General features: G+C 72.9%; 27 protein-coding genes. 23 read left to right on the top strand and 4 right to left on the bottom strand.

Going from position 1 to position 26,981, the window contains the following annotated elements; genetic code table 11:
• Positions 1-6: 6 nt before the first annotated feature.
• Genes V3N99_13250 through V3N99_13265 form a run of 4 tightly spaced genes read left to right on the top strand, consistent with a single transcriptional unit; the run spans position 7 to position 2,030 of the window.
• Entirely contained in the window at positions 7-183 is a 177-nt protein-coding gene (locus V3N99_13250; protein ID MEO3937706.1) for a DUF2273 domain-containing protein, read from the top strand.
• Positions 176-1,234 (top strand): DUF6286 domain-containing protein, encoded by a 1,059-nt coding sequence (locus tag V3N99_13255; GenBank protein MEO3937707.1) that lies wholly within the window; start codon positions 176-178, stop codon positions 1,232-1,234. The genes V3N99_13250 and V3N99_13255 overlap by 8 nt, the downstream gene beginning before the upstream one ends.
• The gene (locus V3N99_13260; GenBank protein MEO3937708.1) at positions 1,231-1,776 is read left to right on the top strand and encodes a hypothetical protein; all 546 of its coding nucleotides are present in this window, start codon (positions 1,231-1,233) and stop codon (positions 1,774-1,776) included. Before V3N99_13255 ends, V3N99_13260 begins: the two co-directional genes overlap by 4 nt.
• Positions 1,777-1,835: 59 nt before the next feature.
• Positions 1,836-2,030, top strand: a complete 195-nt coding sequence (locus V3N99_13265) for a CsbD family protein (GenBank protein ID MEO3937709.1) — start codon at positions 1,836-1,838, stop codon at positions 2,028-2,030.
• A 122-nt stretch (positions 2,031-2,152) separates the two neighbouring features.
• Here the strand turns inward: V3N99_13265 and V3N99_13270 are convergent, their stop codons facing one another.
• Both V3N99_13270 and V3N99_13275 read right to left on the bottom strand, forming a co-directional pair.
• The gene (locus tag V3N99_13270) at positions 2,153-3,829 is read right to left on the bottom strand and encodes a long-chain fatty acid--CoA ligase (protein ID MEO3937710.1); all 1,677 of its coding nucleotides are present in this window, start codon (positions 3,827-3,829) and stop codon (positions 2,153-2,155) included.
• A 69-nt stretch (positions 3,830-3,898) separates the two neighbouring features.
• Entirely contained in the window at positions 3,899-4,654 is a 756-nt protein-coding gene (locus V3N99_13275) for an IclR family transcriptional regulator (GenBank protein MEO3937711.1), read from the bottom strand.
• A 72-nt stretch (positions 4,655-4,726) separates the two neighbouring features.
• Here V3N99_13275 and V3N99_13280 point away from each other — a divergent pair, with 72 nt between their 5' ends.
• Entirely contained in the window at positions 4,727-5,953 is a 1,227-nt protein-coding gene (locus V3N99_13280) for a 4-hydroxybenzoate 3-monooxygenase (GenBank protein ID MEO3937712.1), read from the top strand.
• 43 nt (positions 5,954-5,996) lie between these two features.
• On the top strand, positions 5,997-7,217 hold the full coding sequence (locus V3N99_13285; GenBank protein ID MEO3937713.1) for a thiolase family protein: 1,221 nt from the start codon (positions 5,997-5,999) through the stop codon (positions 7,215-7,217).
• A 79-nt stretch (positions 7,218-7,296) separates the two neighbouring features.
• Here V3N99_13285 and V3N99_13290 read toward each other — a convergent pair whose 3' ends face one another.
• Entirely contained in the window at positions 7,297-9,555 is a 2,259-nt protein-coding gene (locus V3N99_13290) for an MMPL family transporter (protein MEO3937714.1), read from the bottom strand.
• Between the two features lie 136 nt (positions 9,556-9,691).
• Between V3N99_13290 and V3N99_13295 the strand changes: the two genes are divergently transcribed.
• A complete protein-coding gene (locus V3N99_13295) occupies positions 9,692-10,357 on the top strand; it encodes a TetR/AcrR family transcriptional regulator (GenBank protein MEO3937715.1) in 666 nt (221 codons plus the stop codon).
• A 40-nt stretch (positions 10,358-10,397) separates the two neighbouring features.
• Here the strand turns inward: V3N99_13295 and V3N99_13300 are convergent, their stop codons facing one another.
• A complete protein-coding gene (locus V3N99_13300) occupies positions 10,398-11,930 on the bottom strand; it encodes a DUF222 domain-containing protein (GenBank protein ID MEO3937716.1) in 1,533 nt (510 codons plus the stop codon).
• A 102-nt stretch (positions 11,931-12,032) separates the two neighbouring features.
• On the opposite strand from V3N99_13300, the gene V3N99_13305 reads away from it, so the two are divergent.
• The 16 genes from V3N99_13305 (at position 12,033) to V3N99_13380 (ending at position 26,951) form a co-directional block, all read left to right on the top strand.
• On the top strand, positions 12,033-13,565 hold the full coding sequence (locus V3N99_13305) for an AMP-binding protein (protein MEO3937717.1): 1,533 nt from the start codon (positions 12,033-12,035) through the stop codon (positions 13,563-13,565).
• A gap of 474 nt (positions 13,566-14,039) precedes the next feature.
• On the top strand, positions 14,040-14,324 hold the full coding sequence (locus V3N99_13310) for a hypothetical protein (protein MEO3937718.1): 285 nt from the start codon (positions 14,040-14,042) through the stop codon (positions 14,322-14,324).
• Positions 14,325-14,379: 55 nt separating this feature from the next.
• Positions 14,380-15,384 carry an ABC transporter ATP-binding protein gene (locus tag V3N99_13315; GenBank protein MEO3937719.1) on the top strand — a complete coding sequence of 335 codons (1,005 nt, stop codon included), beginning with the start codon at positions 14,380-14,382 and terminating at the stop codon, positions 15,382-15,384.
• A complete protein-coding gene (locus V3N99_13320) occupies positions 15,381-16,472 on the top strand; it encodes an ABC transporter permease (protein MEO3937720.1) in 1,092 nt (363 codons plus the stop codon). The genes V3N99_13315 and V3N99_13320 overlap by 4 nt, the downstream gene beginning before the upstream one ends.
• Positions 16,469-17,923, top strand: coding sequence for a YcaO-like family protein (locus V3N99_13325; GenBank protein MEO3937721.1), 1,455 nt, complete (start codon positions 16,469-16,471; stop codon positions 17,921-17,923). Before V3N99_13320 ends, V3N99_13325 begins: the two co-directional genes overlap by 4 nt.
• A 10-nt stretch (positions 17,924-17,933) precedes the next feature.
• On the top strand, positions 17,934-18,602 hold the full coding sequence (locus V3N99_13330) for a TOMM precursor leader peptide-binding protein (protein ID MEO3937722.1): 669 nt from the start codon (positions 17,934-17,936) through the stop codon (positions 18,600-18,602).
• Positions 18,595-20,241, top strand: a complete 1,647-nt coding sequence (locus V3N99_13335; GenBank protein ID MEO3937723.1) for a nitroreductase family protein — start codon at positions 18,595-18,597, stop codon at positions 20,239-20,241. Before V3N99_13330 ends, V3N99_13335 begins: the two co-directional genes overlap by 8 nt.
• Complete coding sequence (locus V3N99_13340) at positions 20,238-21,002, top strand: nitroreductase family protein (GenBank protein MEO3937724.1); 765 nt, start codon at positions 20,238-20,240, stop codon at positions 21,000-21,002. Before V3N99_13335 ends, V3N99_13340 begins: the two co-directional genes overlap by 4 nt.
• Before the next feature lie 96 nt (positions 21,003-21,098).
• Positions 21,099-21,281 (top strand): thiocillin family RiPP, encoded by a 183-nt coding sequence (locus tag V3N99_13345; protein MEO3937725.1) that lies wholly within the window; start codon positions 21,099-21,101, stop codon positions 21,279-21,281.
• A 5-nt stretch (positions 21,282-21,286) separates the two neighbouring features.
• Positions 21,287-21,478, top strand: a complete 192-nt coding sequence (locus V3N99_13350; GenBank protein MEO3937726.1) for a thiocillin family RiPP — start codon at positions 21,287-21,289, stop codon at positions 21,476-21,478.
• Positions 21,479-21,538: 60 nt separating this feature from the next.
• Positions 21,539-21,730 (top strand): thiocillin family RiPP, encoded by a 192-nt coding sequence (locus V3N99_13355; GenBank protein ID MEO3937727.1) that lies wholly within the window; start codon positions 21,539-21,541, stop codon positions 21,728-21,730.
• Between the two features lie 62 nt (positions 21,731-21,792).
• Positions 21,793-21,987, top strand: a complete 195-nt coding sequence (locus V3N99_13360) for a thiocillin family RiPP (GenBank protein ID MEO3937728.1) — start codon at positions 21,793-21,795, stop codon at positions 21,985-21,987.
• A gap of 111 nt (positions 21,988-22,098) precedes the next feature.
• Positions 22,099-23,235 carry a M50 family metallopeptidase gene (locus tag V3N99_13365; protein MEO3937729.1) on the top strand — a complete coding sequence of 379 codons (1,137 nt, stop codon included), beginning with the start codon at positions 22,099-22,101 and terminating at the stop codon, positions 23,233-23,235.
• On the top strand, positions 23,235-25,835 hold the full coding sequence (locus tag V3N99_13370) for a lantibiotic dehydratase (protein MEO3937730.1): 2,601 nt from the start codon (positions 23,235-23,237) through the stop codon (positions 25,833-25,835). The genes V3N99_13365 and V3N99_13370 overlap by 1 nt, the downstream gene beginning before the upstream one ends.
• On the top strand, positions 25,832-26,779 hold the full coding sequence (locus V3N99_13375; protein ID MEO3937731.1) for a thiopeptide-type bacteriocin biosynthesis protein: 948 nt from the start codon (positions 25,832-25,834) through the stop codon (positions 26,777-26,779). Before V3N99_13370 ends, V3N99_13375 begins: the two co-directional genes overlap by 4 nt.
• Positions 26,745-26,951 carry a hypothetical protein gene (locus tag V3N99_13380; protein MEO3937732.1) on the top strand — a complete coding sequence of 69 codons (207 nt, stop codon included), beginning with the start codon at positions 26,745-26,747 and terminating at the stop codon, positions 26,949-26,951. Before V3N99_13375 ends, V3N99_13380 begins: the two co-directional genes overlap by 35 nt.
• Positions 26,952-26,981 lie beyond the last annotated feature (30 nt).

The raw sequence follows: 26,981 nt of genomic DNA on the forward strand, positions 1-26,981 counted from the left end.
CACCTCATGCGCACTGCCACCATCGGCCTCTTCGCCGGCCTGCTGCTCGCCATCGCCGCCGCTGCCGGGGGCTTCCTCGGGTTCCTCGTGGCGATCGTGCTCGGTGGAGCCGGCTGGCTCGTCGGCGCCCAGATCGAAGGCAGCATCGACCTGCCCGAGATGGCGCGTGGTCGTCGTGGCTGAGCTCGCCCCCCCGGCCACACGCGGCCGTCTGGTCGTGCGTGACCGGGTGGTCGAGCGGGTCGCCGCTCGCGCGGCGCGCGACGTCGACGCCGTGACCCGCGGCCGCGCCGGCACCTGGCGCTCGCTGGCCACCCCGCTGGCAGGCACCGGTGACGGCACCCGCGTCGACGTCGACCGCACCGACGACCGGGTCGGGTTGACCGTGCACCTCGCGGTCACCTGGCCCCAGTCCCTGCCGGGGGCCACGGCCGCCGCCCGCGACGCCGTCCACGACGCCGTGACCCGGTATGCCGGGCTCGACGTCGAGCGCACCGACGTCGTCGTCGACATCGCCCCGAGCGCCCCGAGTGCCTCGAGTGCCCCGAGTGCCCCGAGCGCCCCGAGTGCCCCGAGCGCCTTGGCCACGGGGTCGTCCACGCATCCGTCGACCGACTCGAGCCGGGCGCCGTCCGCGCGTCGGCCGGTCCTGGCCCCGAGGGCCGCCGTCCCGTCCGTGCTGCTGGCTCTCGGGCTCGTCGGGCTCGGAGTGGTCGGGGTGCGCGACGCGCTGGTCACCGGCGGCGCGCTCGCCGGCACCCCGTGGGTGCTCACCGTGGCCGACGCCGTGTCGGGAGCCACCCCGTCCGTCGCCGTCCTCGTCGGCGGCGTCGTCCTCGCCTTGATCGGTCTGTGGTTCGTCGCGGCGTCCCTCCGTCCACGACCGGCTCCGTTCCTCGAGGTCGTCTCGACGGCCGACGTGTGGATGCGTCCGCACGACGTCGCCCGCGTCGCCCGGGGGGCGGCCGCCCGGGTGGGCGGGGTATCGGCGGTCACGACCGGCGCCTCCCGCCGGACGGTGCAGGTGACCGTCACCGACCGCACCGGCACCACCGAGCTCGACAGCCCGGTGCGCGAGGCGGTGGAGACGGCCATCGCCGCCCTGGCCCGTCCTCCCAGGGTCACCGTGCGGATGAAGGCACCGCGACCCGAGCCGACCACTACGCCGCACAGACCATCGCCCACTGCGCCGACCACGCCGGCCGCCACCACAGCCACGAAGGACGCGACATGACCCGTCGGCTCGCCGGTCTCGACCGCGCCCTGACCCTCGTCGCGGGTCTCCTGCTCCTCGTCGTGGGCGCCGGCGCCATCGCCTGGTGGCTCGGCCGCCTCGCGGTCGTCGGCCCGGTGCTCGACGCCGGCTGGCTCCCCACGCTGGTCCGCACCCCCTGGTGGCCGTGGGCCTCCACCGCAGCCGCGGTCGTGCTCGCCCTGCTGGGTCTGCGCTGGCTCGCCGCTCACCTGCCCCACCGGGTGCCGGGCCGGGTGGCCCTCGACGGCAGCGGAGCCGGTGGTCGTCTCGACGCCGACCTCGGGGTCGCTGCCGACCAGGCGGCCGCTGCCGTGGCCGCGGCCCGTGGGGTCGGCGACTCGTCCGCCCGACTCGTCCGTGACCGCGGGCAGGTCGTCGTCGAGCTGACGGCGGTGCTGCCGCAGGGTGGTCGCCTCGCCGACGGCGTCGCGGCCCTCGAGGCGGGGTCCCGCGACCTCGCCACCGCACTGGGTGACAGCTGTCCCCCCGTGCGAGGTTGGCTGCGCACCGCGCGCGGCTGACCCTCCAGACCCCGGCCACCTCGGCCGGTCGACACCAACCCCGAGAGAAGGAGATCACGATGAGCATCGTGGACAAGGCCAAGAACGCCGCCGAAGAGGCCATGGGCAAGGCCAAGGAAGCCGCCGGCAACACGACCGACAACGAGGAGCTGCAGGCCGAGGGTCAGCAGGACCAGGCGTCGGCGAGCGCCAAGAAGGCCGGAGAGGACGTCAAGGACGCCGCGTCCGACGTCAAGGACGCGTTCAAGGGCTGATCCTCAAGGGCTGATCCGGCAGGCAGCCGGTCGCTCCCACTCACGTCCGCGTCGCGGAGGGTACTTCCCCTCCGCGACGCGGACGTCGTGGTCTCGGCCCCCGTTGCGGAGGCACGAGGTGGTCAGGCGAGCTGGGTGACCTCGAGCGTGCCCTCGGCATACTGCTTGCGCAGCACCTTCTTGTCGAACTTGCCGACCGAGGTCTTGGGCACCTCGTCGATGAAGGCCCAGCGCTCGGGCAGCTGCCACTTGGCGACCTTCGCCGAGATGAAGTCGCGCAGCTCGTCGGCGCTGACCTCGGCGCCCTCCTCGAGCACGACCGAGGCGAGCGGGCGCTCCTGCCACTTGTCGTCGGGGACGCCGATGACGGAGGCCTCGCGCACGCCCGGGTGAGCCATGATCGCGTTCTCGAGGTCGACCGAGCTGATCCACTCCCCGCCCGACTTGATGACGTCCTTGGCGCGGTCGGTGAGCTGGAGGAAGCCGTCCGGTGTGAGCAGGCCGACGTCGCCGGTCTTCAGCCACCCGTCGTCGCTGAACTTCGCGGCCATCTCGGAGAGGTCGGTCTCGCTCTCCTCACCGTTGGCGTAGTAGCTGCCGGTGACCCACGGGCCCTTGACCTCGAGCTCGCCGACCGACTCGCCGTCCCACGGCTGCTCCTGGCCGTCCGGCCCCATCAGCCGGGCCTGGAAGCCCATGAGCAGCCGACCCTGCTTCTCGCGGTAGGACCAGTAGTCCTCGGAGCCGACCTCGAGGCGCACCGGGGCGATGGCCAGCGAGCCCACCGGTGAGGTCTCGGTCATGCCCCAGCCGTGGATGATCTCGATGCCGTGGCGCTCCTGGAAGTTCTTCATCAGCGCCGGCGGGGCGGCCGACCCGCCGACCATCAGGCGGTAGCACGACGAGGTGTCGACCTCGGGGTGCGCGTCGAGGTAGCGCAGCAGCTCGCTCCAGATGGTCGGCACCCCGGCACCCGTGGTGACCTTGGTCGCCGCGATCATCGTCGCGAGGGGCTCGGGCTGCAGGAACCGGTCGGGCATGATCATCGAGCTGCCGGCCATCATGACGATGTAGGGGAAGCCCCAGGCGTTGGCGTGGAAGAGCGGGACGACGACGAGGTTGCGGTCGCCCTGCTTGACGGCGAGGGTCTGGGCGTCGGTCACGGCGTGGATGTAGTTGCTGCGGTGCGAGTAGACGACCCCCTTGGGGTTGCCTGTGGTGCCGGAGGTGTAGCACATCGACGAGGCGTCGTTCTCGTCCAGGTCGTTGGGCCAGTCGAAGGTCGTGGGCTGCCCGCCGATGAAGGCCTCGAAGTCGACGACCTGCTGCACGTGCTCGGGGGCCTCGAGGGCCGCCCGGGTCTCGTCGTCGACCGGGCCGTTGACGATGACGTGGGTGATCTTGGGCAGGTGGGCGAGCAGCTTGCTGAAGGGGGCCGCCAGCGTGTTGTCGACGATGACGGCCTGGTTGCCTGCGTGCGTCGCGGTGTAGATCAGCTGCTCGGGGAAGAGCCGGATGTTGAGGGCGTGGAGCACGGCGCCCATGGACGGGATGGCGAGGTAGGCGATCAGGTGCTCGGCGTTGTTCCACATGAACGTGGCGACCCGCTGGTCGCCGGTGATGCCGATGCCCCGCAGCGCGTGCGCGAGCTGGGCGGCCTTGGTGCCGACCTCGGCGTAGGACGTCGAGCGCCCACCCTCGGGCGTCCAGGTCACCACCTCCTGGTCGGCGTGCACGGTGGTGCCGTAGCGCAGGATCTGTGAGATCAACAGCGGTGTCGTCTGCATGGTGCTCTTCATAGGCTGAGCGTGCCTCATTCGTGCGGGCTTCGGAAGGGGAACCGCGCGGAATGGGGTGTCGGCTACGGCTCATCGCGCGCGGCGCAGCTCGCGCGACACCCCCGCGGCCGCCACCGTGAGGGCAGCAGTGAGGCGGTGCCGGTCCCGGCGCAGCGAGGTGACGACGAGGCCGAGAGCGGCGACGACCTCGCCCGAGCCGTCGCGCACGGGAACCGCGATCGACGAGGTTCCCGGCGTCATCTCGTCGACGGTCGTCGCGACGCCGTCACGTCGTACGCGCTCCAGCTGGCCGCGCATCAGCCGCGCTGAGGTCACGGTGTAGCGCGTGACCGGTGACAGGTCCTGCAGCGCCTCCTGCTGGAGCTCGGACGGGGCATGGGCCAGCAGGACCTTCCCCACGCCGGTGGCGTGCAGCGGCAGGCGGGCTCCCGGGCGGCTCACGACGGGCGCGGAGGAGCTGCCCGAGAGCCGGTCGAGGTAGAGCACGCGGTCGCCGTCGCGCACCGCGAGGTGGACGGTCGCCCGGGTCGCCGCGTGCAGGTCCTGCAGGTAGGGAGCGGCGAGGTCCCGCAGACCCGTCGGCGCCGGCGCGAGCAGCCCGAGGTCCCACAGCCCCCGGGCGATGACGAAGGCGCCGTCGTCGCGACGCTCGAGCAACCCGCCCTCGACGAGCGCGCGGGCGATCCGCAGGGCCGTCGGCGGGCAGAGCCCGCTGCGCTGGGCGAGGTCGACCAGCCGCAGCCGACGGTGGTGCTCGTCGAAGGCGGTCAGGACCGCCACGGTCCTGGCCACGAGGGAGGCGCCTGGTGCGGAGCGTCCGGCCATCTCGGCAGCGTATGTCACTCAGTGACACGCCGTCATCGACGCAGAACGCCCGGTGCCGTTAGCGTCCTGGCCATGGACACCGCCGTCAGCCCCCAGACGCCGCCGCGCCCGACCCCGTCGCGCACCCAGGTGGCCGTCGTCGGGGGCGGTCCGGCCGGGCTGATGCTCTCGCACCTGCTGTCCCGCGCCGGGATCGACTCCGTGGTGCTCGACCAGCGCCGGGTGCAGGAGATCGAGACCACCCACCGGGCCGGCATCCTCGAGCGCGACAGCGTGCGCCTGCTGACGGAGACCGGTGTCTCGGACCGGGTGCTCACCGACGGTCACGAGCACCGCGGCATCGACCTGCGGTTCGGCGGTGTGAGCCACCGGGTCGACTTCCAGGACCTCGTCGGGGCGTCGTGCTGGCTCTATCCGCAGACCGAGGTCTTCGTCGACCTGCACCGGGCCCGGGTGCGTGACGGCGGCGACCTGCGGTACGGCGTGTCGGACGTCGAGGTCGTCGGCATCACCGGCAGCACCGCAGGCGAGCTGCCCCGGGTGCGGTGGCGCGACGCCGACGGGCGCCCGGAGGAGGTCGTCGCCGACCTCGTCGTCGGCGCCGACGGGTCGCGCGGGCTGTGTCGAGCCCTCGTCGAGGGGCGCAGGCAGTTCTTCCGGGAGTATCCCTTCGCGTGGTTCGGCATCCTCGCCGAGACCCCGCCGAGCGCGCCGGAGCTGGTCTACGCGAGATCGGCCCACGGCTTCGCCCTCGTGAGCCAGCGCACCGAGACGGTGCAGCGGCTCTACTTCCAGTGCGACCCTGCCGAGGACGCGTCGGCGTGGTCCGACGACCGGATCTGGGAGCGGCTGCAGCACTGCGTGGCGGGGGAGGACGGCTTCCGGCTGCACGAGGGCCCCGTGCTCGAGCGGACCGTGCTCCCCTTCCGCAGCTTCGTGCAGCAGCCGATGCGGCACGGGCGGCTCCTGCTCGCCGGCGACGCCGCGCACACCGTGCCGCCGACGGGCGCCAAGGGTCTCAACCTGGCGCTGGCCGACGTGCGGGTGCTCGCACCGATCATCGAGAAGGCGCTCGGTGGGGGTGACCTCGGCGTGCTCGACACCTACACCGAGCTCGCGCTGGCGCGGGTCTGGAAGGCGCAGCACTTCTCTTACTGGATGACCACCATGCTCCACAGCCTGCCGCAGGCGAGTGACTACGACGAGCAGCGCCAGCTCGGTGAGCTCTCGACGCTGGTCGGGTCCCGGGCCGGTCGCACCTACCTGGCCGAGGGCTACACCGGGTGGCCGCAGGGCTGAGGGTGAGAGGGTGGGGGCCCCATCTCGAAGGAGAGTCGACCTCATGACCTCGGCCTACGTCTACGACGCCCTGCGCACCCCGTTCGGCCGCTTCGGCGGTGCCCTCGCGGGCACCCGGCCCGACGACCTCGCCGCCACGGTGCTGGCGTCGCTCGTCGCGCGGCACCCCGGTCTCGACCCGGCGCGCATCGACGAGGTCGTCCTGGGTGACGCCAACGGTGCGGGAGAGGACAACCGCAACGTCGCACGGATGGCGGTCCTCCTGGCCGGCCTGCCCGTCTCGGTCCCGGCCTCCACCGTCAACCGGCTCTGCGGCTCGAGCCTCGACGCCGTGATGCTCGGGTCGCGCTCGGTCGAGACCGGAGACGCCGAGCTGGTGCTGACCGGAGGCGTCGAGTCGATGACTCGGGCGCCGTGGGTGATGCCCAAGCCGGCCAGGGGGTTCCCGGCCGGCAACGCCGAGCTGGTGTCGACCACGCTGGGGTGGCGGCTGGTCAACGCCCGGATGCCGACCGACTGGACCCTGTCGCTGGGAGAGTGCAACGAGCAGCTGCAGCAGCGCTTCGGCATCAGCCGCGAGCGGCAGGACGACTTCGCCCTGCGCTCCCACCGCCTGGCCGACGCGGCGTGGGCCGAGGGCTTCTACGACGCCCTCGTCGTGCCGGTCGAGGGCGTCGACCTGCCCCGCGACGAAGGCATCCGCGGGGGCTCGACCCTCGAGAAGCTGGCCGGTCTGCAGCCCGTGTTCCGGCCGGACGGCACGATCACTGCCGGCAACGCGTCGCCCCTGAACGACGGTGCCTCGGCCGTGCTCATCGGATCGGAGGCCGCGTCCGGCCTCCTCGGGGGCGCCTCCCCCCTGGCGCGCGTCGCCGGTCGGGGGGCGCACGCGCTGGAGCCGCAGCTGTTCGGCTTCGCCCCGGTCGAGGCCGCCAACACCGCGCTGAGGCGCGCCGGCATCGGATGGGCTGACGTGGCGGCGGTCGAGCTCAACGAGGCCTTCGCAGTGCAGTCGCTCGCCTGCGTCGACGCCTGGGGGGTCGACCCCGGTATCGTCAACGCCAAGGGTGGGGCGATCGCCATCGGCCACCCCCTCGGCGCGTCTGGGGGCCGCATCGTCGCGACCCTCGCCAAGCGCCTGCGCGACACCGGTGAGCGCTGGGGAGTGGCCGCCATCTGCATCGGGGTGGGCCAGGCTCTCGCGGTCGTGCTGGAGAACGTCGACCTGAGCGCCCGTAGCTGGCCCGGAGACGGCTCCGATTGAGAGAGCTGCGCTCACTGTGGGCTGATCCCCGGTGACCTGACCCCTGCGACCTGACCCCTGTGACCTCGCGATGGCCAGGTCAGTGCTCGCGCAGCCCCAGCCGCCCGTGCACCCGCGTCAGCCAGCGCGGCGCCCACCAGTTGGCCTCACCGAGCAGTCGCATGAGGGCCGGGACGAGCAGCCCACGCACCACGGTGGCGTCGAGGAGGATGGCGAAGGCCACGCCGAAGCCGAGCTGCTTGATGTTGGTGACGCCGCTGGTGACGAAGGTGGCGAAGACCACGGCGAGCAGGACCGCCGCGGCGGTGATGATGCGTCCCGACCGCTGAAGGCCGAGGGTCACCGACCGCTGGGTGTCGCTGCCGCGGTGGTGCTCCTCGGCGATGCGGGCGATCAGGAACACCTCGTAGTCCATCGACAGCGCGAACGCGGTGACGGCGACGAGGACGGCCATCGACGTGTCGACCCCGCCGGTCACGGTGAAGTCGCCGACCAGCCACTGGAGATGGCCCTCCTGGAAGACCCAGACGAGGACGCCGAGCGTCGCGGTGAGGCTGAGCACGTTGAGCAGGACGGCCTTGACCGGGATGAGGACCGACCCCGTGAAGAGGAAGAGCAGCACCAGGGTGGCGAGGGCGATCCAGGCCAGCGCCCACCGGCCGCGGTCGGCGATGGCTGACTGCGAGTCGGTGAACTGCGCCGCCGTCCCCCCGACGAGCCGGTCGGGCACCGGTGGGGCGGTCGAGCGGATGCTGGCGACGAGGTCTCGCCCGGCGTTCGTGACCGGCTCGACGTCGGAGACGACGGCCAGTCGGGCGTCGGGCCCGGCGGCCCACGAGCGTGGGTCGGGGTTGGGCGCCACGACAGCACCCGACGCGACGACGTCGGTAGGGGTCGTGACCGTGACGACGTGTGGCAGACGCGACAGCGTCTCGGCATACTGCCGGACGTCGGTCGCCCGCGAGGCCATCCCCGGCAGCACCACGTCGACCGGGGAGCCCTGTTGCCCAGCGAACCGCGTCGCCAGCGTTGCCGAGGTGACGGCCACGGGGTGGTCGGCAGGGAGCGCGCGCTGGTCGGTCTGCGTGAAGCTGACCCCCAGCACCGGAGAGGCCAGCACGCCCAGGAGGGTGATGACGGCGAACAGCACGGGCACGGGTCGGCGCATCACCGCCCCCGCTACCCGCGCCCAGGCTCCGTCGTCGCGTGGTGCGAGATCCCGGCCGCGCACCCGCAGCCGGTCGATCCGGGTGCCGAGCAGCGAGAGGGCGGCGGGGAGAGCGGTGATGGCCGCGAGCACGGCCATGGCCGTGGCGGCCACGCCGGCGTAGCCGAACGACCGCAGGAAGTACTGCCGGAAGAACATCATCGAGGCGAGCACCACGGTGACGGTCGCACCGGAGAAGATCACGGTGCGCCCGGCGGTCGCGACCGTGCGGGCCACGGCGGCGCGCACCCCGTCGCGCGAGGGGTCGTCCACCAGGGCGAGCTCTTCACGGAAGCGGGTCACGACGAGCAGGGCGTAGTCGATGCCCAGTCCGAGACCCAGGCCGGTGATGAGGTTGAGGGCGAAGATCGACACGTCGGTGGTCAGCGAGATGACCCATACCAGGAAGAAGCTTCCCACGATGGATCCCAGGGCGACGACGAGGGGGAGACCAGCCGAGACGAGGCTGCCGAAGACCAGGAGCAGGAGCACGAAGGTCAGGGGAATCGCGATCGACTCGGCCCGGGCGAGGTCGCCCGTGATCGAGTCGTTGATGGCCTGGTTGACGGCCTCGGCGCCGCCGATCGCCACCGTGAGCAGCGGGTCACGTGCGTCGAGCTGCTCGACGAGGGCGGTCACCCGGGCGCCCACTTCGGCCCGGGTGGTGTCGTCGGCGGCGCCCACGCCGACGACCACCTCACCCATGCGCCCGTCGGTGCTGCGGAGGGCCCCCGGGCGGCCTGAGGTCCAGTACGACGTCACGTCGGTGACGCCGGAGCTGCGACCCACCTCCCGCACGAGAGCGGTCGCGGCAGCGCTCCCGGCGGCCGAGTCGACGCCGGCGGGGGTGTCGACGGCCAGCACCAGGATCGGCTGGTGGACGTGGAAGCGCGCGCCCAGCACCGTCGACGCCCGTCCGGACTCGGCGTCGGCGTCGTCGAATCCTGCGGACTGCAGCCGCGGGAAGAGGCCGGCGCCGAGGACGCCCGCCACGGCCAGTGCGGCAAGGAAGAGGGCGAGGACGGCGCGCGGCCGCCGAGCGACCAGGGCGCCGAATCGCTCGAGGCGACCGGGGGGCGCCACGGTGGTCGAGGGGGAGGGACTGGTGCCCTCGGGTCGCTGGTGGGTCATCTGAACAGTGTTCATACTGTGACGGTGACACTTGAACTTAACACTGTCAAGACCTCCGTTCGGGTCAGCTCCCCACCGTTCGTATGCTGTCCCGATGAGGAAGACCAGGGGTGCCGGCACCGCGAAGGGTGCGTGGGTGTCTGCTGACGCGTCCCCCTACCACCACGGCGACCTGCGGGAGGCGCTGGTGGCCGAGGCCCTGTCGCGGGTCAGGGCGCAGGGGGCGGAGGCGGTGTCACTGCGGGCGGTCGCGCAGGCGGTCGGGGTCAGCCCGAGCGCTGCCTACCACCACTTCGCCGACAAGACGGCGATCCTCGTCGCGGTGGCCGAGCGTGGAGCCGACGAGCTCGACCGCCGCGCCGTCGAGGCCGCCGGTGGGCTGACGGTCGACGACTCAGCTACCGGGCTCACGCGACTGGCGGCCGTCGGCGTGGCCTACATCGGCTTCGCGGTCGACGAGCCACACCTCTTCCGACACACCTTCGGCCCCTACTGCGCCAGGATCCCGCACGTCGACATCGGCACGGACACAGGGACCACTGCGGGGACCACCGCGGGGACCACCGCGCGGACCGAGAGCGACACCGACGTCGACACCGACTCGGCCTACGGCCTACTGGTCGACACCCTCGACCGGCTCGACGCGCTCGGAGCGTTGCAGCGTCGCGACGGGCTCGACCTCCTGGCGTGGGCTGCGGTCCACGGCTTCGCCAGCCTGGTGCTCGACGGGTTCCTCTCGGCTGATGCCGGTCCGGTGCTCGTCGATGTCCTCAGCTCACTCCTGGCCCCGCCCTCTTCCTGACGTTGGGCCGACGTGGGTTGGACCGGCGGTCTCTGGTTGCTCAGCACACCTGCGGGACCGAGGCCGGAGTGGCGACCCTGAGCTTCCAGGCATCCTGCCGACCGAGGGCAGCGTCGGAGGGGAGAGTGACCCACTTGGTGATGAGTCGGTCACCCGCAGGGCCGCGATAGGGCGTCAAGGGCTCCACAGGGGACGCGCCGGCGTGACCGGCGGAAGAGGCGGAAGTCGGGGACGTGGCGGACGTGGCAGAGGCTGCGGGAGCGAGGTCGACTCCCGACTCACCGGGCGGCGGTCCCACCCGGATCTCGCGCCCCCGGTGGTTGCGGAAGACCACCCCGCTGCGACGGTCGGGGTCTCCCTCCATCGAGAACTCCCCCCGGTGGTGCCCGTCGTGGTGGCGGGGGCAGAGGCTGAGCATTCGGTTGATGTCCGTGGCTCCTCCATGGGCCCAGTGGTCGAGGTGATGCACCTCGACGTGACGGGTGGCGCAGCATCCGGGGTAGCGGCAGCCGCGGTCGCGGTCCTCGATGAGACGGCGCGAGCGGTCCGGCACGATGCGCTGGTCGCGGCCGACGCTGACCGGTGCACCGTCGACCTCCCAGATCGGCTGGACCACCCCGTCACAGGCGAACTTGGCCGCCAGACTCGGCGGGATGGCGCCTCGGCCGTTGATCCACGACCCGTCGCTCGAGAGGTGGACGTAGACGCGGTAGCGCTGGGACCGGGACGCGGACTCGATGCTCGACAGTGACCGGCTGGCCACCTCGATGAGCGCGTCACCCAGGGTGATCGACGGGGCATCGGCTCCCGTGACCGTGGCCGTGGACCCGTCCGGCCCGTCGCCCGCGGTGGCCGTGCTGGCCGCTCGGAACAGGGCGTCCTTCGCCTCGAGCACGGCCTGCTCGACGAGGGCTCCGACGTCGGACGGCGCTGAGAAACGCATCCAGAACCGTCCGTCGACGTGCCCCATCGTCAGCTCGGGCGGCTGCAGGGCCCACGCGAGGGACCCGGCGGTCTTCGCCCCCTCGGGGTCGCGCAGTGGGGGGATCACGACCGTTGCTGGCGCCGGAGGCGGGGTCTGCGGCTCCAGGGTCGCCTCGTCAGCCACCGTCTCCGCAGCCCCCTCCGCCTCCGCCGCCCTCTCGACCGCCGTCTCGGGGGCGAACTGGTAGCGGCTCAGGGCGCGTCGCAGCTGAGGCACGGTGGCGCGCACCGCCAGCTCGGTGGCGGAGCGCTCGTGGTCCGGCGGGGCGTGCTTGGCCACGACCGCGGCCTGGTCGAGGGAGACCGACCCGGCGCGCACCGCAGCGGCCAGGGTGGGCATCGCCGCCCACCGACGCGCGATGCGCGTCACGTCGTGAGCCCTGGTGGGCGACAGCCCGACCCGGAGCACGAGCCAGTGCTCCGGGGACAGGATGCCGCCGCCGGCCCACAGCTCGTCGTCGACGACGCGGACGGCCAGGTCGATCAGGTCGGCCTCGGCCCGGTGCAGGCGCGCAGCGATGACGGCCGCCTCCTCGTGGGCGAGGTCGGATGCTGCTTCCCGGGTGGTCACCGCCACCTCGTGTGTCATGACTCATTCGAACATGTGTTCGAATACCTGTCAAGAGACCTCCCGACGTCCTGGTGGCGTCACTAGAGTGGAGACAGATCCACACAGTGCAAGGAGGCACCGATGATCGTTCCCTTTTCCGTCGACGACTTCCTCGCCCGGGCCCTCGCGGTCTACGGCGAGCGCGTAGGTGTCGTCGACGAGCCCGTGCAGCCGGCCGAGTCGCTCGGCGACGTGACCTACGCGAGGGTCGGCGAGCTCGCCCGGGCCCAGGCGGCGAGACTCGATACCCTCGGGCTCGAGGTGGGTGACCGGGTCGCCTACGTCAGCCACAACAGCGCCCGCCTCATGGCGGCCTTCTTCGGTGTCTGCGGCTCTGGTCGGGTGCTCGTGCCGGTCAACTTCCGGCTCTCGGTCCCCGAGGTGCGCTACATCATCGACCACAGTGGCGCCCGGGTCGTCTACATCGACCCCGAGCTGACGGAGCTCATCGGCGAGATCGAGGCCGAGCACGTCTTCGTCATCGGCGAGGACGACAGCCAGATGTATGCGTTCGACACCGAGCCGCGCGCCTGGGAGCCCGACGAGGGTGCCACCGCGACGATCAACTACACCTCGGGCACGACGGCCCGCCCCAAGGGTGTGCAGATCACCCACCGCAACATCTGGACCAACGCCGTCACCTTCGCGCTGCACGCCGGGGTCACCGACCGCGACGTCTACCTCCACACGCTGCCGATGTTCCACTGCAACGGCTGGGGCATGCCGTTCGCCATGACGGGCATGGGCGTACCCCAGGTCGTGCTGCGCAAGGTCGACGGCGCCGAGATCCTGCGCCGGGTGCGTGACCATGGAGTCACGGTGATGTGCTGCGCCCCCGCAGTGGTCTCGGCCGTGCTCGACGCACTGCCCGACTGGGACGGCGCGGTGCCGGGGCGCGACACCGTCCGCGTCATCGTGGCGGGGGCGCCGCCGCCGACCCGCACGGTGCAGCGCGTGCGCGACGAGCTCGGCTGGGAGTTCATCCAGATCTATGGCCTCACCGAGACCTCGCCGCTCCTGACGATCAACAGGATGCGCTCCGAGTGGGACGAGCTGCCGCCGCAGGAGATCGCGAGCAAGCTGACCCGCCAGGGACAGCCTGCGATCGGCGCCACCCTGAAGATCGACGAGCACGGCGAGGTGCTGGCCCGCTCCAACGTCATCCTCGAGGGCTACTGGGAGCAGCCCGCGGAGAGTGCGGCCGCCCTCGACGGCGGCTGGTTCCACACCGGCGACGGTGGGGTCATCGGCCCGGACGGCTACCTCACCATCCAGGACCGCAAGAAGGACGTCATCATCACCGGCGGCGAGAACGTCTCCTCGATCGAGGTCGAGGACGCCCTCTTCTCGCACCCCGACGTCACCGAGGTCGCCGTCATCGGCGTCCCCGACGAGAAGTGGGGCGAGACGATCAAGGCGCTCGTCGTCCTCACGCCCGGTGCGACGGTCACCGAGGCCGAGCTGATCGACTTCTGCAAGAGCCAGGTCGCCCGCTACAAGGCCCCCTCGAGCATCGAGTTCCGCGAGGCGCTGGCGCGCACCGCGACCGGCAAGGTGCAGAAGTTCAAGCTGCGCGCGCCCTACTGGGAGGGCCGCGAGCGCCAGGTCAACTGACGCCGACGGTCTCCCCCTGACGACAGACCCCCTGGTGCCCTCGGGCACCGGGGGGTCTTCGGCGTCCGCTGCAGCTCCCTGCACCTCCGGCACCTCCTGCGCCTCCCGACATCCTCACAGACCTCGACAGGCCGTCCAGCGGGTCGCCCGGCAGGGACATGACCCGATGTGGACACACCGTCGCGGGGTCGGCTGAGCCACCCCCCGGCGTCGCGCAGGCTGCGCTCGAGGATGCCGAAAAATGCGCGAAAATGCTTGTGAGAGAAAGAGTTTGCGGTAGCGGAGGGGTCGGGTGCTGGGTCGGTGGCCAGTTCGACGCACGAGTGGTTGAGGGGTCATTTGTCCTGCCGGTGACACGTCCCGAACCGGGCGCCCAGAACCGTGGATCGCCGTCGATCGAGTGAGCACTCTTGGGTCTTGCCAGCCACGTTCACCGGTCTCCACCCCGAGACCACACCCCCCCAGGAGTACGAGATGCGCTCACTCACCAGGCTCTGTGCCCTGGCTCTCACCAGCGGTGCGCTGGTCCTCGTCCCGGTCGTCGCCCATGCCGCGACGACCGGCCCCACCTCCCCGGCAGCGACGGTCACCGTCCCGGTCGCCACTGCGGTCGCCACTCCCGCTCCCGTCCCCGCTCCCCTTCCCGTCCCCGCTCCCGTCCCCGCTCCCCTTCCCGTCCCCGCTCCCGTCCCCGCTCCCGTTCCCGTCCCCGCTCCCGTCCCCGCTCCGGTCCCCGGACCGGACTGCTGGGACTGGTGAGCCCGCCACCGACCGGTCGACGACCCGCACTCGAGAAGCACCACGAGGAGATCCCATGACCATCACCGAGAACCACCCCGCCACGGTGGACACGACGACTGCTCCGGCCGCCCGGGTCGAGTCCGTCAGCAAGAGCTACGGCGACCGCGAGGTCCTGCGCGGGATCTCGTTCGAGGTCCGTGCGGGTGAGGTCTTCGGCATCCTCGGCCCGAACGGCGCCGGCAAGACCACGCTCGTGGAGTGCATGGTCGGGCTGCGTCAGCCGGACGAGGGCCACATCGAGGTCCTCGGCATGGACCCGACGACCGACCGGCACCGCTTCACCTCGCGGGTCAGCGTCCAACCCCAGGACGCGAGCCTCTTCGAGAACATCCGGGTGCGCGAGGCCCTCGACCTCTTCTCCTCGTTCCATGCCCGTTCCTACGGCACCGACGCGGTGCTCGAGCTCATCGGGCTGGGCGACTCGCAGCGCCAGCTCGTGCGCAAGCTCTCCGGTGGTCAGCGGCGCCGGCTGCTCCTCGGGGTGTCGATGATCGGCTCACCCGAGCTCATCGTGCTCGACGAGCCGTCGGCTGGTCTCGACCCCGCCGCCCGCCGGTCCCTGTGGTCGGTCATCGAGGGGCTGCGGGACGCTGGCACCACGGTGCTGCTCACGACGCACCACATGGACGAGGCCTCGACCCTGTGCGACCGGGTGGCCTTCGTCGTCGACGGCCAGGTCCGCGCCCTCGACCGGCCCTCGCGCCTCGTCAGCCAGCTGGCCCCCGAGCAGGTCGTGACCTTCGAGACCGCGGCCGGGCCGGCGCAAGTCCGGCTCCGCCTCGCCGCGGAGGAGAGCGTCCTGTCGGTCTCGGTCTCCGACGAGCGCGGAGCCACCACCGTGAGCGTCCGCACTACCGACTCCGACCGCGTGCTCGCGGTGGTCGCCGGCGCGGAGGGCTGGCGCCCCCGGTCCATCGGCGTCGACCGCGGCGACCTCGAGACCGTCTTCCTCTCCGTCGCGGGCGACCACCCCGACTCCCCCCATCCCCAGACCCCGCGGAAGGAGCAACGACGATGACCACCTCGACGCTGACTGCCGGACCGACCCTCACGTCACGGCGACCGACGGCCTTCACCCAGCTGGTGCTCACCAACTGGCGTGAGCTGGCCCGCGAGCCCAAGAGCCTGTTCTTCTCCATGGTCTTCCCCCTCATCTTCCTCGTGATGTTCAGCGCGATCGGGGTGATGATCGACAAGGGCGGGGACCCGCCGGTGGTTGCGGTCACCGGGCCGGCGGCAGCGGAGGTCGTCGCCGCTCTCGAAGCCGACGGCATCACGGTCGTCGCCGACGCCAGCGCTGCCAGCGCTGCCAGCGCCGCCAGCTCCGCTACCGCTGCCGGCGGCGTCAACATCAGGGTCCGAGCCGACGGTGACACCGCGAGCATCGTTCTCCCCACGGGCAGCAGCATCTCGAAGAACCCCGTCGTCGATGCCGTCCACAGCACCGGGGTGAGCAAGGGGGCGATCGAGGTCGTCAACGCCGACGGCTCGGCCGTCTTCGACCCGGTGCGGGGGTCCCTCCCGACGGTGCTCATGCTCGGTCTGCTCTCGCTGGCGTTCCTCGGCACCGCCGCGCCGCTCGTCGGTCTGCGGCAGCGCGGGACCCTGCGGCTGCTCGGGACGACACCGGTGCGCCGGTCCACCTTCGTCCTCGCGCAGATCCCGGCGCGGTTCGCGATGGGCGCCATCCAGGTGGGGGTGATCGCCGGCTACGCCGCCTACCTCGGATACCTCGACGTCGCCTCTGCCGGGGCCCTCCTGCTCTCGTGCGCCCTCGGCCTCGTGATGGTGCTGGCCCTCGGATACCTCTTCGCCTCGAGGATGTCGAACCAGGACCTCGCGACCACCATCGCGTCGCTCCTGATCCCCGTCGCGATGATCTTCGCCGGCTCGATGATGCCATCCCAGCTGCTGCCCGACGGCGTCCGGCGGGTCGCCGACGCCCTGCCCACCTCGGTGCTCTCCCAGTCCATCGGCGTGAGCCTGGTCGGCGACGGCTCCACGACCGGCCTGCCCGCCAAGTGGGCCCTGATGGCCGGGATCGCGTTCGCCGCCACCCTGGCTGCGGCCCTCGTCTTCACCTGGGACCGCAAGGACGCCCGATGACCACGACACCGACCCGCCCACCGGTCGCCACCGCACCTGCCCCTGCCGCGCTCACCCCCGCCGCGCTCACGCCCGCCGAGCCCACCGCCCTCACCCCCGCCGACCACCGCCCGGTCCCGCAGCACAGTCGGGCCCAGAGCACCCTCGGCGCCCTCCCGCAGCTCGACCGCCTCGTGGGACCCCTGGGCGTCGTGGGGTCCATCCGCCGGCTGCCCACCTTCCCCGGCGACCCGGCCTTTCCCATCCACGTCGCCAGCCTCGGTGACCTCTCGCCCGTGGCGCCGAACATCGCCGAGGCCGTGGGCGGGATCCCCACCCGGGCCGAGATGGACGGTGCGGGAGGGGCGCTCGACCCCGAGCGGGCCCGCCGGGTCGGCGTCGCCGAGGCCCTCGAGCGCTACGCCTCGTGCATCGTCGACACCACGCAGCTGACCTGGGCCACGGCCAGGGAGCTCGGGGACGACGCCGTCGACCTCACCAGCTTCCCCCAGTGCTCGGCCACCGAGCTGTCCCGCCTCGGCGGTCCGGTCACCCCCGTCGACATCGACGGCCGGCAGCGCTGGGTGAAGGGCTGGTCGCTCACCCGCGCGGAGCCGTGCTGGGTCCCGGCGGCGGCCGTCTGGATGCGGCTGGCTCCCCGCACACCCGCCGAGCGCTTCACCTCGGGCATCTCGACCGGGTGCGCGGCCCACAGCGACCTGGCGAGCGCCGTGCTCGGCGGCCTGTGCGAGGTGATCGAGCGCGACTCGATCGCGCTCACCTGGCTGCAGCGCATCCCGTGGCCGCGACTCGAGATCGACTGGGACGACGCCGTGCTGCGTCCCTTCGCCGAGCGTCACGCCCGCAGCAACGTCGAGGTGACGGTCTTCGACGCCACCACCGACCTCGGGGTCCCGACCTTCTACTCCCTGGAGCGCACCCCGCACCACCGCACCCTCACCCAGCTCGTCATGTGCAACACGTCGCTCGACCCGGTGGACTCCGTCGCCAAGATGCTGCGCGAGGCCGCGTCCTCCCGCATCGCCCTGCAGGCCGACCGGGTCCTGCCCGAGCAGGTCTCCGACTACACCAACGTCTTCCACGGAGCCGTGCACATGGGCCGACCCGAGCAGGCCGGCGCCTTCGACTTCCTCCGCTCCGGCACCACGTCCCGCCGGCTCGTCGACGTCCCGCACCTGGCCACCGGTGACAGCCTCGCCGACCTCGCGCTGGTGACTGCGCGGCTCGCGCACGCCGGCTACGAGGTGCTGGTGGTCGAGCTGACGACCGACGAGGCCCGCGACGCGGGCTTCCGGGTGGTGCGCGTGGTCGTCCCCGGCCTGATGCCCCTCTCCTTCGTCCACGGTGCGCGCTACCTCGCCCACCCGCGGCTGTACGACGCCCCGGCCCGCCTCGGCTACCCCGTCCACGCCGAGGCCGACCTCAACCACGACCCCCAGCCCTTCGCCTAGGAGACTGACCATGCGAGTCCACATCCTGCGGCTCGGCGCCTTCGGAGCCGCCGTCGCCACCCTGGCCGGCCACCGCCTCGCCGCCGCGGGTCACGCGGTCACCGGCGGCGACGTCACCGTCACCCCCCACGCCGCTCCGGCCTTCTGGCCGCCGTCCGACCTCTGCGTGCTGGTGGCTGGCCGACCGTCGCCCTACCTCGAGGGGGTCCTCGACCGCAGCGTCGTCGACTCGGGCACCCCGGCCGCGACCGTCGTGGTCGAGCACCCCCGGCTGCGGCTCGGGCCCCTCGTCGACGGCACGGCAGCCTGCCTCGGATGCCTCCACGTGCGTCGGGCCCAGCACGACGGCGCCCACGCCAAGGTCGCACCCCTGCTGCAGGCCTACGACCGCGACCCCTCCCTCGAGCCGAGGGGACACCTCCCCCTCCACGTCGCCCTCGCGGTCACCTGGCTGGAGCGGCTCACGCAGCAGCTGGCCGCGGGCACGGCCGGTGCGGGCCGGGTCACCCACCTCAACCTGCACACCGGGGCCAGCGGCAGCGACCGGATCGTCGGGGTCCACGGGTGCCCCCGGTGCCGCACGACCCCGCCACTGGCCGACTCGACCTGGCGCGGCCTCGCGACCGACCTCGTCGGCGTGGGCGGCGTGGGCGCATCGCGCGGTGGCGACCGTGGCTGAGCACGTGCTCGACGCCACCGCGATGGCCCGGGCCGTCCTGAGCGACCCGCAGTTCTCCTTCCCGGCGATGCCCCGCACCGTCCCCGGCCTCGTCACGGTCACCACACCCACCGGTGTCATCGTCGACGGCGGACCGAGCCGACAGGCCTTCCAGGGTGCCTCCGCGACGCACCTGCCACGGGTCATGGGCCTGCTCGACGGCACCCGCGACGTCGATGCCGTCGCGACGGCGGCCGGTCTCGCCCGGGCGGAGGCCTGGACGATCCTGTCGCTGCTCTACTCGACCGGGCTGGTGGAGGAGGCTCGGGGCGATGCGGCCGTCGACCACGACGACCCCACTGCCTGCTTCCTCTCCCGCTCGATCGACACCACCCGGGTCAACCGCAACGGCACCGAGGCCCTCGACCGGCTGCGCCGGTCGGTGGTCGGCGTGGTGTCGACCGACGCACCGTGGGCCGAGCTGGTCGCCCGGCTGCTCGAGGCCGAGTCGGTCGGCAGCGTCTGGGTCGAAGACCGGGTGCGCGACGACCGACCCGCGGGCGACCTGCTGCTGGTCGTCGGGGACGGTCCCGAGGCCGAGGCGGCCGCGTTGTCCGCGCGCGGGTCCTCGTCCGTCCTCCCGATCCACGTCGACGGGGCTGCGGTGCACGCGGGTCCGGTGCTCGACGGCGCTCACACCACCTGCGCCAGCTGTGCGATGCGCCAACGGCGCACGCTCCTGGCGCCCGAGGCGCCCGAGGCGTCGACGCCGGGCAGCGCCGACCGCGAGCTCGCTGCGCTGCTCGTGGTGCGTGACGTGGTCGCCCTGCTCTCCCGCGTGGGGACCACTGCCGCAAGCCGCTTCGTCGTGACGACGCGACTCGACGACCTCGTCCAGACCGCCCGGGTCGTCGTGCCACACCCGTCGTGTCCCGTGTGCATGGACCCGAGCGCCTCCGACGGCGACGGCGGCCTGCCGCTGGGCTGGGCCTACACGCACTCGGTGGCCTTTCCCCCGCGCGACGGCCTGAACCCCAAGGACCACCAGGTGCACTACCAGTCGGGCAACATCGCCCTGCAACGACGCCACCGCGTGTGGCCCGCGTCGCCGCGGGTCGCGCTGCCGGCTCGGGAGGTGGACGCCGGCCACCCCGTGCGCCTCGACGTCGTCGGTGACCTGCTGGTGCGGACCGTCGGTCTGCGCAACGGACCCTCCGGCAGCTCCTCCCGGGTCGACCGCTGGTGCGCAACGGGTGGCAACCTGGGGTCGCCGTCGGCCTACCTCGTCGCGCGTCGGGTCGACGGCCTGCGACCTGGCGTCTACGGCTTCCAGAGCCAGGATGCGTCGCTCGCCCTCCTGCCGTGGGCCGACCCCGAGACGGCGCTCGCGGGTGTCCCTGACGTGCCGGCCGTCGTGGTCCTCACGGGCGGGCTGGACACCGTCGCGACGAAGTACGGCGCGTTCGCCTGGCGCATCCTGCACCTCGACGCGGGCGCGGCGATGGCCCAGGCCCATGCGCTGGCTGTCGCGGCCGGTCTGCGGCTGCTTGCCGTGCCGGTCTGGGACGACGCCGCGCTCGCCGAGCTGCTGGCCAGCGACCCCGACGCCGAACCCGTCACCGCGGTCTTCGGCGTCCTCGAGAAGGGACCCGTCCGATGAGTGCCGTCGTCACCACCCCCCGCAGCGGGAGCCAGCTGCTCGCCGAGCTCATGTCCGCCGTGCGCACCGACCGCCAGGACGTGCACCGGCCACCCCTCCCCGCGCGGGAAGGGGGTCCCCGGACCCTCGGGGGACGTGGGCTCGTGAGCCCGGTGCGACTGACGGCCGGGCATCCCGCCGAGCTGCCCTCCCGGAGCCTCGACGAGGTCCTCGAGCGCCGCCGCTCCGAGCGCTTCTTCACTGACGAGCCCGTCGGCCTCGAGGTCCTCACCGAGGCGCTGAGGTCGGCCCTCGCCGCCGACGACGACCTGTGGCCGTCAGCCCTGGAGTGGGCCACCCGACCCCAGCTGGTCGTCGCCGCCCTGCGCGTGGTCGGTCTCTCCCCGGGGCTCTATCGCTTCGAGGCCCCCACCTCGACCTACGTCCTGCTCGCCGAGGTCGACCGCGACGCGGTCGCGCAGATGGTGCTGCAGGTCGAGTATGCCGATGCCCCGGTCATCGTGGCCGCCGTGGGATCCCCGGCTGACGCCGTCCACTCCCGGGGCGACCACGGGCTGAGGCTACTCCACCTGAGGGCCGGCAGCGTCTGCTACTCCACGCTGCTCGCCGCCTCCTTCCGCGGCCTGACCGGGAGCGTCTTCGCCGGCTTCCTGCCCAGCGGCCTGCGCCACCACGTGGTCGCCGACGGATACCACCTCTCCCAGGTCTTCGCCGTCGCACTCGGCCGTGCGAGCGCCTATCCCGAGACCCCGCCCGTCTGAGCGCGGACAGGGCCACCAGCTCCTTCGTCCGTTGCCGCGGACGGAGGCGATCCACCAGTCACACCACCTGCACCACCCCTCCGGAAAGGAAGCAACATGAGCACTCTCACGCAGGACAACGGGGACGAGCTGTTCGCCGAGGACCTGACGGTCTTCGACGTCGAGGCGCTGCCCGACGACGCGGCCCTGGCCTCGTTCGGCACGTTGTCGTCCGGCTCGTCCGCCTCGTGCCCCGCCTCGTCGGCGAGCTCCGCCGGCTCCGCCAGCTCGTGGGGCTGAGCACGATGGCCACCCCGAACGACGAGACCGGCTCGACCTTCGAGCTCACCGCCGCAGACCTCACCGACGGCTTCGCCGTCGAGGGCCTCGGTGACGAGACCGCGCTGGGCACCTGGGGCTCCGCGAGCTCCTGGAGCTCGGCCTCCTGCCCGGCCTCGACCGCCAGCACCGGCGGGTCGGCCTCCTCCTTCGGCTGACCGGCACCACCACACCCACTCACCCGGCCCCGCGGGGCCACCACGAAAGGACCCCATCCCATGGACGCCTTCACCACCTTCGACGGCTCGGACGACCTCGTGCTCGTCGCCGAGGACATCGACGCCGAGGCCCTCGACGACCTCACGGCGGCCGGCTTCACCTGCGCCGGCTCCTTCGCCTGCGCCGGATCGGCCTCGTGCCCGGCCTCGTCGGCCAGCAGCGGCAGCTCCTTCTCCTCTGCCGGGGGCTGACCCCCCAATCGGCGGGGCGACGCCGTCGCCCCGCCGAAGCCCTCCTCACGACAGGACATCCCATGGACCACCTCACCACCCCCTCCGGGGACCAGGCCATCGGCCTCACGGCCGCCGAGCTGACGGAGGCCTACGACGTCGAGGGTCTCGGTGACGAGACCGCTCTCGGCACCTGGGGCTCTGCGAGCTCGTGGAGCTCAGCCTCGTGCCCGGCCTCGTCGGCCAGCACGGTCGGCTCCGCCTCGTCGGCCGGCTGACCGGGGTGGGGGCCACCACGGCCCCCACCCCACCGGCTTCCTGCCCCCACCCGCCCACACCCCGCTCACCCCCGTCCCGGCCCCGCCGGGATCATCGCCCGAGGACCTGACATGACCATGGACCTGACCCGACCCGAGCCCGGCCTCGACGAGAGCGCCGTGCGCTGGTTCCTCATGACGACCCCCGAGCTCGCCGCCGACGTGGAGCACGTGCCCGGCCTCGACGGGCGCCCCATGCTGCACGACCCCCACCGCGGCCGGTATGTCGCGCTGACCCCCGGGGCCGACCGCCTGACCCTGTGCTTCGACGGCCAGACCACCGGCGCCGACATCGTGAGCCGGGCCGGGTGGTCGCAGGGTGATCCTGTCGTCGCCCGGGTCGCCGTCATGGCGAGCGAGCTGCGGCAGCTCGGCTTCCTCACCGAGCCGGCGCAGGACGAGGACGTGCGGGCCAGGGCCTCCCGCTTCGCCCTCAAGGAGCACCTCGTCAGGTTCCCCCTCGTCACCGACGTCGGTCGAGTCCTCGAGCCCGTCGTGGCGCCGGCGCGACGCGTCTCGGCGACCGCGATCGTCAGCGTCTGGCTCACCCTGGGTCTGATCGGCCTGGCCGTCGGGGCCTTCGCCCTGACCCACGTGCGGGTCGAGACGATGCCGGCCCACGCGTGGCTGCTGCTTCCCCTGCTCGTCCTGCAGATCGGGCTGCACGAGCTGTCGCACGCGCTTGTCTGCCAGTACCACCGCGCGCCCGTCCGGTCGGCGGGTGTCGGGCTGATGCTCTACGTCATGCCGGTCGGCTACGTCGACCGCACCGACTCCCACCGGGTCCAGGGTCGGCCGGCCCGGGTCCTCATCTCGCTGGCCGGGCCACTGTCCGACCAGGTCTGGTTCGGCGTCGCCGGTGTGGTCGCGCTGACCGCCGGCACCGCCACCAGCCAGCTCGCCATGGTCATGCTCGTCCTGCAGGTGCTCCTCACTGCCATGAACCTCAACCCCTTCACCCCGTCGGACGGCTATCACGCGGTCACCGCCGCCTTCGGCGTCGTCAACCTGCGCGGCAAGTCCCTCGCCCTGGTCGTGCACCGCGTGCTCGGCAGCCCCCTGCCTGCTCACCTGCACCGGGTCAGCGACCGCGAACGACGGGTCATGGTCGGCTACGGCCTCGCCTGCCTGGCCTTCGCCCTCGTCATCGCCCTCGTCATCGCCCTCTCCGTCGCCCGCTCGCTCGTCCACCTGATCGGAGCCCTGTGATGACCACCGTCGGCACCCGCACCGCCCTCGCCGAGGAGGCGACGGCCCCGCTGCCGGCGATCCTCGCCCCCTTCCGGGTCGACCGGGTCGCCGGCCTGTCGGTCGCCGCCCTCGACCTCGACGCCACGTCGTTCGACGACGTCTGCGCCGAGCTGGAGGTCGTCGACCGCTCCGTGCAGGAGCTGGCCGAGACGGTCAGCGACCTGCTCTACCGGCTGGTGCCGGCCCTGGACGACGACACCGCCACCCGCCGGATCGTCCTCGCCGTCCGGCGCACGTGCGCCTCGGGCACCCGGCGACCGCGCCCCGACGAGACCGAGCGCGTGGCCACGGCCCTGCAGGACCGCCTCGACCGGGGCGCTCGCGACCTCTTCGACCAGTGGGTCCTGGTGACCGGACGGCGCGAGGAGCTGCTGGCCCAGCTCGAGACGACCCACGCCGACGAGAGCGAGCGGGCCGGGCAGGCGCTGCGGCAGGCGCTCTGCGACGAGCGGCTGGCGGCGGGCATCGCCCAGGCGAGCCCCTGGCTGGGGCAGTCGCTGCGCACCGCAGACCTGCGGCCGGGCAGGCGCGCCGCCCGCAGCGTCGGGGCCTACGTCACCCGGGCGGCCCGCAAGACGAGCCCCTTCTCGTGGCTGACATCGGTCTCCGCGTCGATCGACCTGACCGGCGAGCCGGGGGAGTCGGAGGAGTTGGGGGAGTGTCCAGCGGCCCGTCGGGGGGCGCCGGTCGAGGGCCTCACCGTCTCGCTCGTGCACCTCGTCGCATGGCTCGACGCCCTGGCCGCCGACGAGCACCTGCTGCAGGCCTTCGAGCTCGAGCCGTTGTGGACGCCCGGCCGCAACCCGCTGGCCGACGCCGTGCTCGTCCCGGAGGTGATGCGCCAGGAGGGGTTCGCCTGGCGCCAGGACCGGTCGGTGCACCTGCAGGAGCTCGGCCGGATCCTCGGCAAGCTGCAGCTCCTCGGCCGACGACCGGCTGGTGACTACCTCGCCGCGGTCGGCGGAGAGGACGCCTTCGCCGCCGTCCGACGGCTCGTCGACGTCGGGGTGCTGCGGGTGGTCGCGCCGTGGGCCTACGGCGAGACCGACCGGCTCAGCCGTCTGGCCGAGGCGCTCGAACGGCTGGGCAACGAGCAGGCCCGGGCCGTCGCGACCACCCTGCGGGGGCTGGGCGCTGACGTCGCCGCGCTCGCCGCCGTGCTCGGGCCCGAGCGGGGCCGGGCCCTCGTCGCGGTCCGGGCCCGGGCGGAGGAGGCGATCGCCGCCTTCGGCGTCGCCGCCTCCGAGGCCGCCTTCACCGTCTACTCCGACATCAGCACCACGACGGCCCTGACGGGCGAGCCCCTGGGCCGGGTCGTGGACGACGAGCTGCTCTCACTGGGAGCGGCGTTGCGCCCCATGGTCTTCCGCTCGCACCTCTACGACCTGCTGCTCGATCGCTTCACGGCTCGCTACGGGGTCGGGGGGAGCTGCGACGACCTCGTCGACTTCCTCTCCACCGTGTTCGACACCGGTGCGGACGGGCTGGCCGGGGTCCTGCGCGCCGTGCGGGCCGACGAGGCGACCAAGGGGACCCCCACCCCGCGGGCCAGCCTCCCGGTCGGTCACACCAGTGGACCGCCGTCGACGTCGGTGCTCTACCAGCTGGCCGCGTCGTCTTTCGAGGACGTCCGACGGGGAGACTTCGCCCTGGTGGTCAACCAGCTGCACACCGGGAGCGGCTCGCTGGTCAGCCGCTTCCACGGCCTCGACCGCGGCTCCCTGCGCCAGGCCCTGCAGTCGTGGTCCGCGCAGCTCTACCCCGGCGCCCGGGTCGTGGAGTTCGTCGCCTCGTGCGACACCAACGACATGCAGTCGGCCTGCGAGGGCACCTTCCCCCGGCTGCGGTGGCCCACGGAGCGACCGCTGTCCGGCGACCCGGTGGGCTCCCTCGACCTCGGCGACCTGGTGCTCACGCACGACGCCGAGCGGCAGGTGCTGGAGTTCAGCGCGGGCGACGGCAGCCCGGTCGCCCCCGTCTACATGGGTCTCGTCCCGGCGCACCTGCTCGGCGGGGCCGAGCGGGTCCTGGCGATGCTGGCCGACCCCTGGGTCAACGGGGCCTCGTCGGCCTGGCGCCGGCTGCCCCCCCTGCCGGCGCAGGGGGAGGGCACCCGCATCCTGCCCCGGCGCCAGCGCGGACGGCTGGTCGTGCGACGGGCCACCTGGACGGTGCGGGCGGCCGACCTGCCACGGGCAGCGACGGGTGAGTCGGCGGCCTCCTTCCTGCGCCGGCTCAACGTCTGGCGGCGCGGGGAGGGCATCCCCGACCACGTCTTCCTGCGGGTGAGGGCCGCCGGCGGAGGCTTCGCCACCGACGAGCGCAAGCCCTCGTTCCTGTCGTTCCTCAGCCCCCACAGCGTCGCTCAGCTCCTGACGCCGCTCGACAGCGCCGTGCAGGGCCTGACCTTCACCGAGGTCGCCCCGGGCGACACCGACCTGTGGCTGACCGCCACCGACGGCACGTCGTCCGTCGTCGAGCACCTCACCCACCTGCGGTGGGCCCGGCCGGCCCCGGCTGCCGCGGTCGACGGTGACGACCCGGGGACGGGCCGGTGACCACGGCTCGCAGCGCCTACCCCGGCGCCCTCCTCGATGACGACGTCTTCGCCGACCAGTGGTGGTTCGTCCGCATCTACACCCAGGGCTTCGACGGCGCCGACCCGCTCATCGGCGACCTGCTCCCGCCCGTAATCGCCGAGGCGCGCGCCCACGGCATCCGCCGCTGGTTCTACATCCGCTACCTGGACGACTACGGTCCGCACGTGCGGCTGCGGGTGCTCGGCCGGCGACCCGTGCTCGACCACCTCCAACGGGTCCACCGTGAGCTGGAGGCAGACCTCGGCGACCTGATGAGCGCCCGACCCGCCGAGCACTGCTTCATCGCCCCGGTGGATCGTCGGGCCTACGAGGGGCGGTCCGCCACGGGCGTGCGGGCCTCGATCTACGAGCCGGAGGTCGCCAAGTACGGCGGAGCCGTGGGCCTCGGGCTCGCCGAGGAGCTCTTCGAGTTCTCCTCCGACCTCGGGCTGTGGGCGTGCGGCCGGCTCGACAAGGGCCACGACCGCGCCGGGCTGGCCGCGCTGCTCCTCGCCGACGGGGTCGCGGCCCTCGTGGGCGGACCCCACGCGCAGGTGCCCTCCCGACGGCGGGTCGATGCCGACGCCTACTGGGACCGTCACCTCCAGTGGTGGACGGCCGAGCTCGGGCGCAGGGGGCCCGCCGTGCGCAGCACCATGCGTGAGCGCGTCGACGAGCGGCGTGAGAGGGTGGTGGACTCGATGGAGCGGGTCAGCGCACTGCCCGGCGTCGGCGCCTGGCGTCGACGCTGGGGCACGGCCGTCGACGCCTACCTCGAGCGGGCGCGGACGGCCGGGGTCGACCGCTCACCCCAGCACCTGACGTTCCACCACGGGCACATGATGCTCAACCGACTGGGCTTCCTGCCCCGGGAGGAGGCGGTTCTCGGTGTCTACGCACGAGCCTGGGCCGACCGCGGCTGACCGCATCGCGGCCGTGCGCTCGCAGGTCGCCGCCGCCCTGGAGATCGACGCGGAGGGCGTGGACGGTGTGCTCGCCCCCTTCGGCCTGCGGGTGGACTACGAGTCGACGTCCGCCGACCTGCTCTCCCACCTGGGCAGACTCACCTGGAGCAGGGACGCCTGGGCCGACTGACGTCCCACCCCCACCCCACCCAGCCACCCC

The sequence above is a fragment of the Dermatophilaceae bacterium Soc4.6 genome, from assembly GCA_039889245.1.
Lineage (GTDB): Bacteria > Actinomycetota > Actinomycetes > Actinomycetales > Dermatophilaceae > Lapillicoccus.

What these genes read in the sequence shown, in the direction of transcription:
- V3N99_13250 (MEO3937706.1), top strand. Translation starts at nt 7, where the DNA reads ATGCGCACTGCCACCATCGGCCTCTTCGCCGGCCTGCTGCTCGCCATC.
- V3N99_13305 (MEO3937717.1), top strand. Translation starts at nt 12,033, where the DNA reads ATGATCGTTCCCTTTTCCGTCGACGACTTCCTCGCCCGGGCCCTCGCG.
- V3N99_13285 (MEO3937713.1), top strand. Translation starts at nt 5,997, where the DNA reads ATGACCTCGGCCTACGTCTACGACGCCCTGCGCACCCCGTTCGGCCGC.
- V3N99_13280 (MEO3937712.1), top strand. Translation starts at nt 4,727, where the DNA reads ATGGACACCGCCGTCAGCCCCCAGACGCCGCCGCGCCCGACCCCGTCG.
- V3N99_13340 (MEO3937724.1), top strand. Translation starts at nt 20,238, where the DNA reads ATGAGTGCCGTCGTCACCACCCCCCGCAGCGGGAGCCAGCTGCTCGCC.
- V3N99_13325 (MEO3937721.1), top strand. Translation starts at nt 16,469, where the DNA reads ATGACCACGACACCGACCCGCCCACCGGTCGCCACCGCACCTGCCCCT.
- V3N99_13300 (MEO3937716.1), bottom strand. Translation starts at nt 11,930, where the DNA reads ATGACACACGAGGTGGCGGTGACCACCCGGGAAGCAGCATCCGACCTC.
- V3N99_13275 (MEO3937711.1), bottom strand. Translation starts at nt 4,654, where the DNA reads ATGGCCGGACGCTCCGCACCAGGCGCCTCCCTCGTGGCCAGGACCGTG.
- V3N99_13310 (MEO3937718.1), top strand. Translation starts at nt 14,040, where the DNA reads ATGCGCTCACTCACCAGGCTCTGTGCCCTGGCTCTCACCAGCGGTGCG.
- V3N99_13265 (MEO3937709.1), top strand. Translation starts at nt 1,836, where the DNA reads ATGAGCATCGTGGACAAGGCCAAGAACGCCGCCGAAGAGGCCATGGGC.
- V3N99_13365 (MEO3937729.1), top strand. Translation starts at nt 22,099, where the DNA reads ATGACCATGGACCTGACCCGACCCGAGCCCGGCCTCGACGAGAGCGCC.
- V3N99_13315 (MEO3937719.1), top strand. Translation starts at nt 14,380, where the DNA reads ATGACCATCACCGAGAACCACCCCGCCACGGTGGACACGACGACTGCT.
- V3N99_13330 (MEO3937722.1), top strand. Translation starts at nt 17,934, where the DNA reads ATGCGAGTCCACATCCTGCGGCTCGGCGCCTTCGGAGCCGCCGTCGCC.
- V3N99_13355 (MEO3937727.1), top strand. Translation starts at nt 21,539, where the DNA reads ATGGACGCCTTCACCACCTTCGACGGCTCGGACGACCTCGTGCTCGTC.
- V3N99_13320 (MEO3937720.1), top strand. Translation starts at nt 15,381, where the DNA reads ATGACCACCTCGACGCTGACTGCCGGACCGACCCTCACGTCACGGCGA.
- V3N99_13345 (MEO3937725.1), top strand. Translation starts at nt 21,099, where the DNA reads ATGAGCACTCTCACGCAGGACAACGGGGACGAGCTGTTCGCCGAGGAC.
- V3N99_13370 (MEO3937730.1), top strand. Translation starts at nt 23,235, where the DNA reads ATGACCACCGTCGGCACCCGCACCGCCCTCGCCGAGGAGGCGACGGCC.
- V3N99_13290 (MEO3937714.1), bottom strand. Translation starts at nt 9,555, where the DNA reads ATGACCCACCAGCGACCCGAGGGCACCAGTCCCTCCCCCTCGACCACC.
- V3N99_13350 (MEO3937726.1), top strand. Translation starts at nt 21,287, where the DNA reads ATGGCCACCCCGAACGACGAGACCGGCTCGACCTTCGAGCTCACCGCC.
- V3N99_13360 (MEO3937728.1), top strand. Translation starts at nt 21,793, where the DNA reads ATGGACCACCTCACCACCCCCTCCGGGGACCAGGCCATCGGCCTCACG.
- V3N99_13270 (MEO3937710.1), bottom strand. Translation starts at nt 3,829, where the DNA reads ATGAAGAGCACCATGCAGACGACACCGCTGTTGATCTCACAGATCCTG.
- V3N99_13260 (MEO3937708.1), top strand. Translation starts at nt 1,231, where the DNA reads ATGACCCGTCGGCTCGCCGGTCTCGACCGCGCCCTGACCCTCGTCGCG.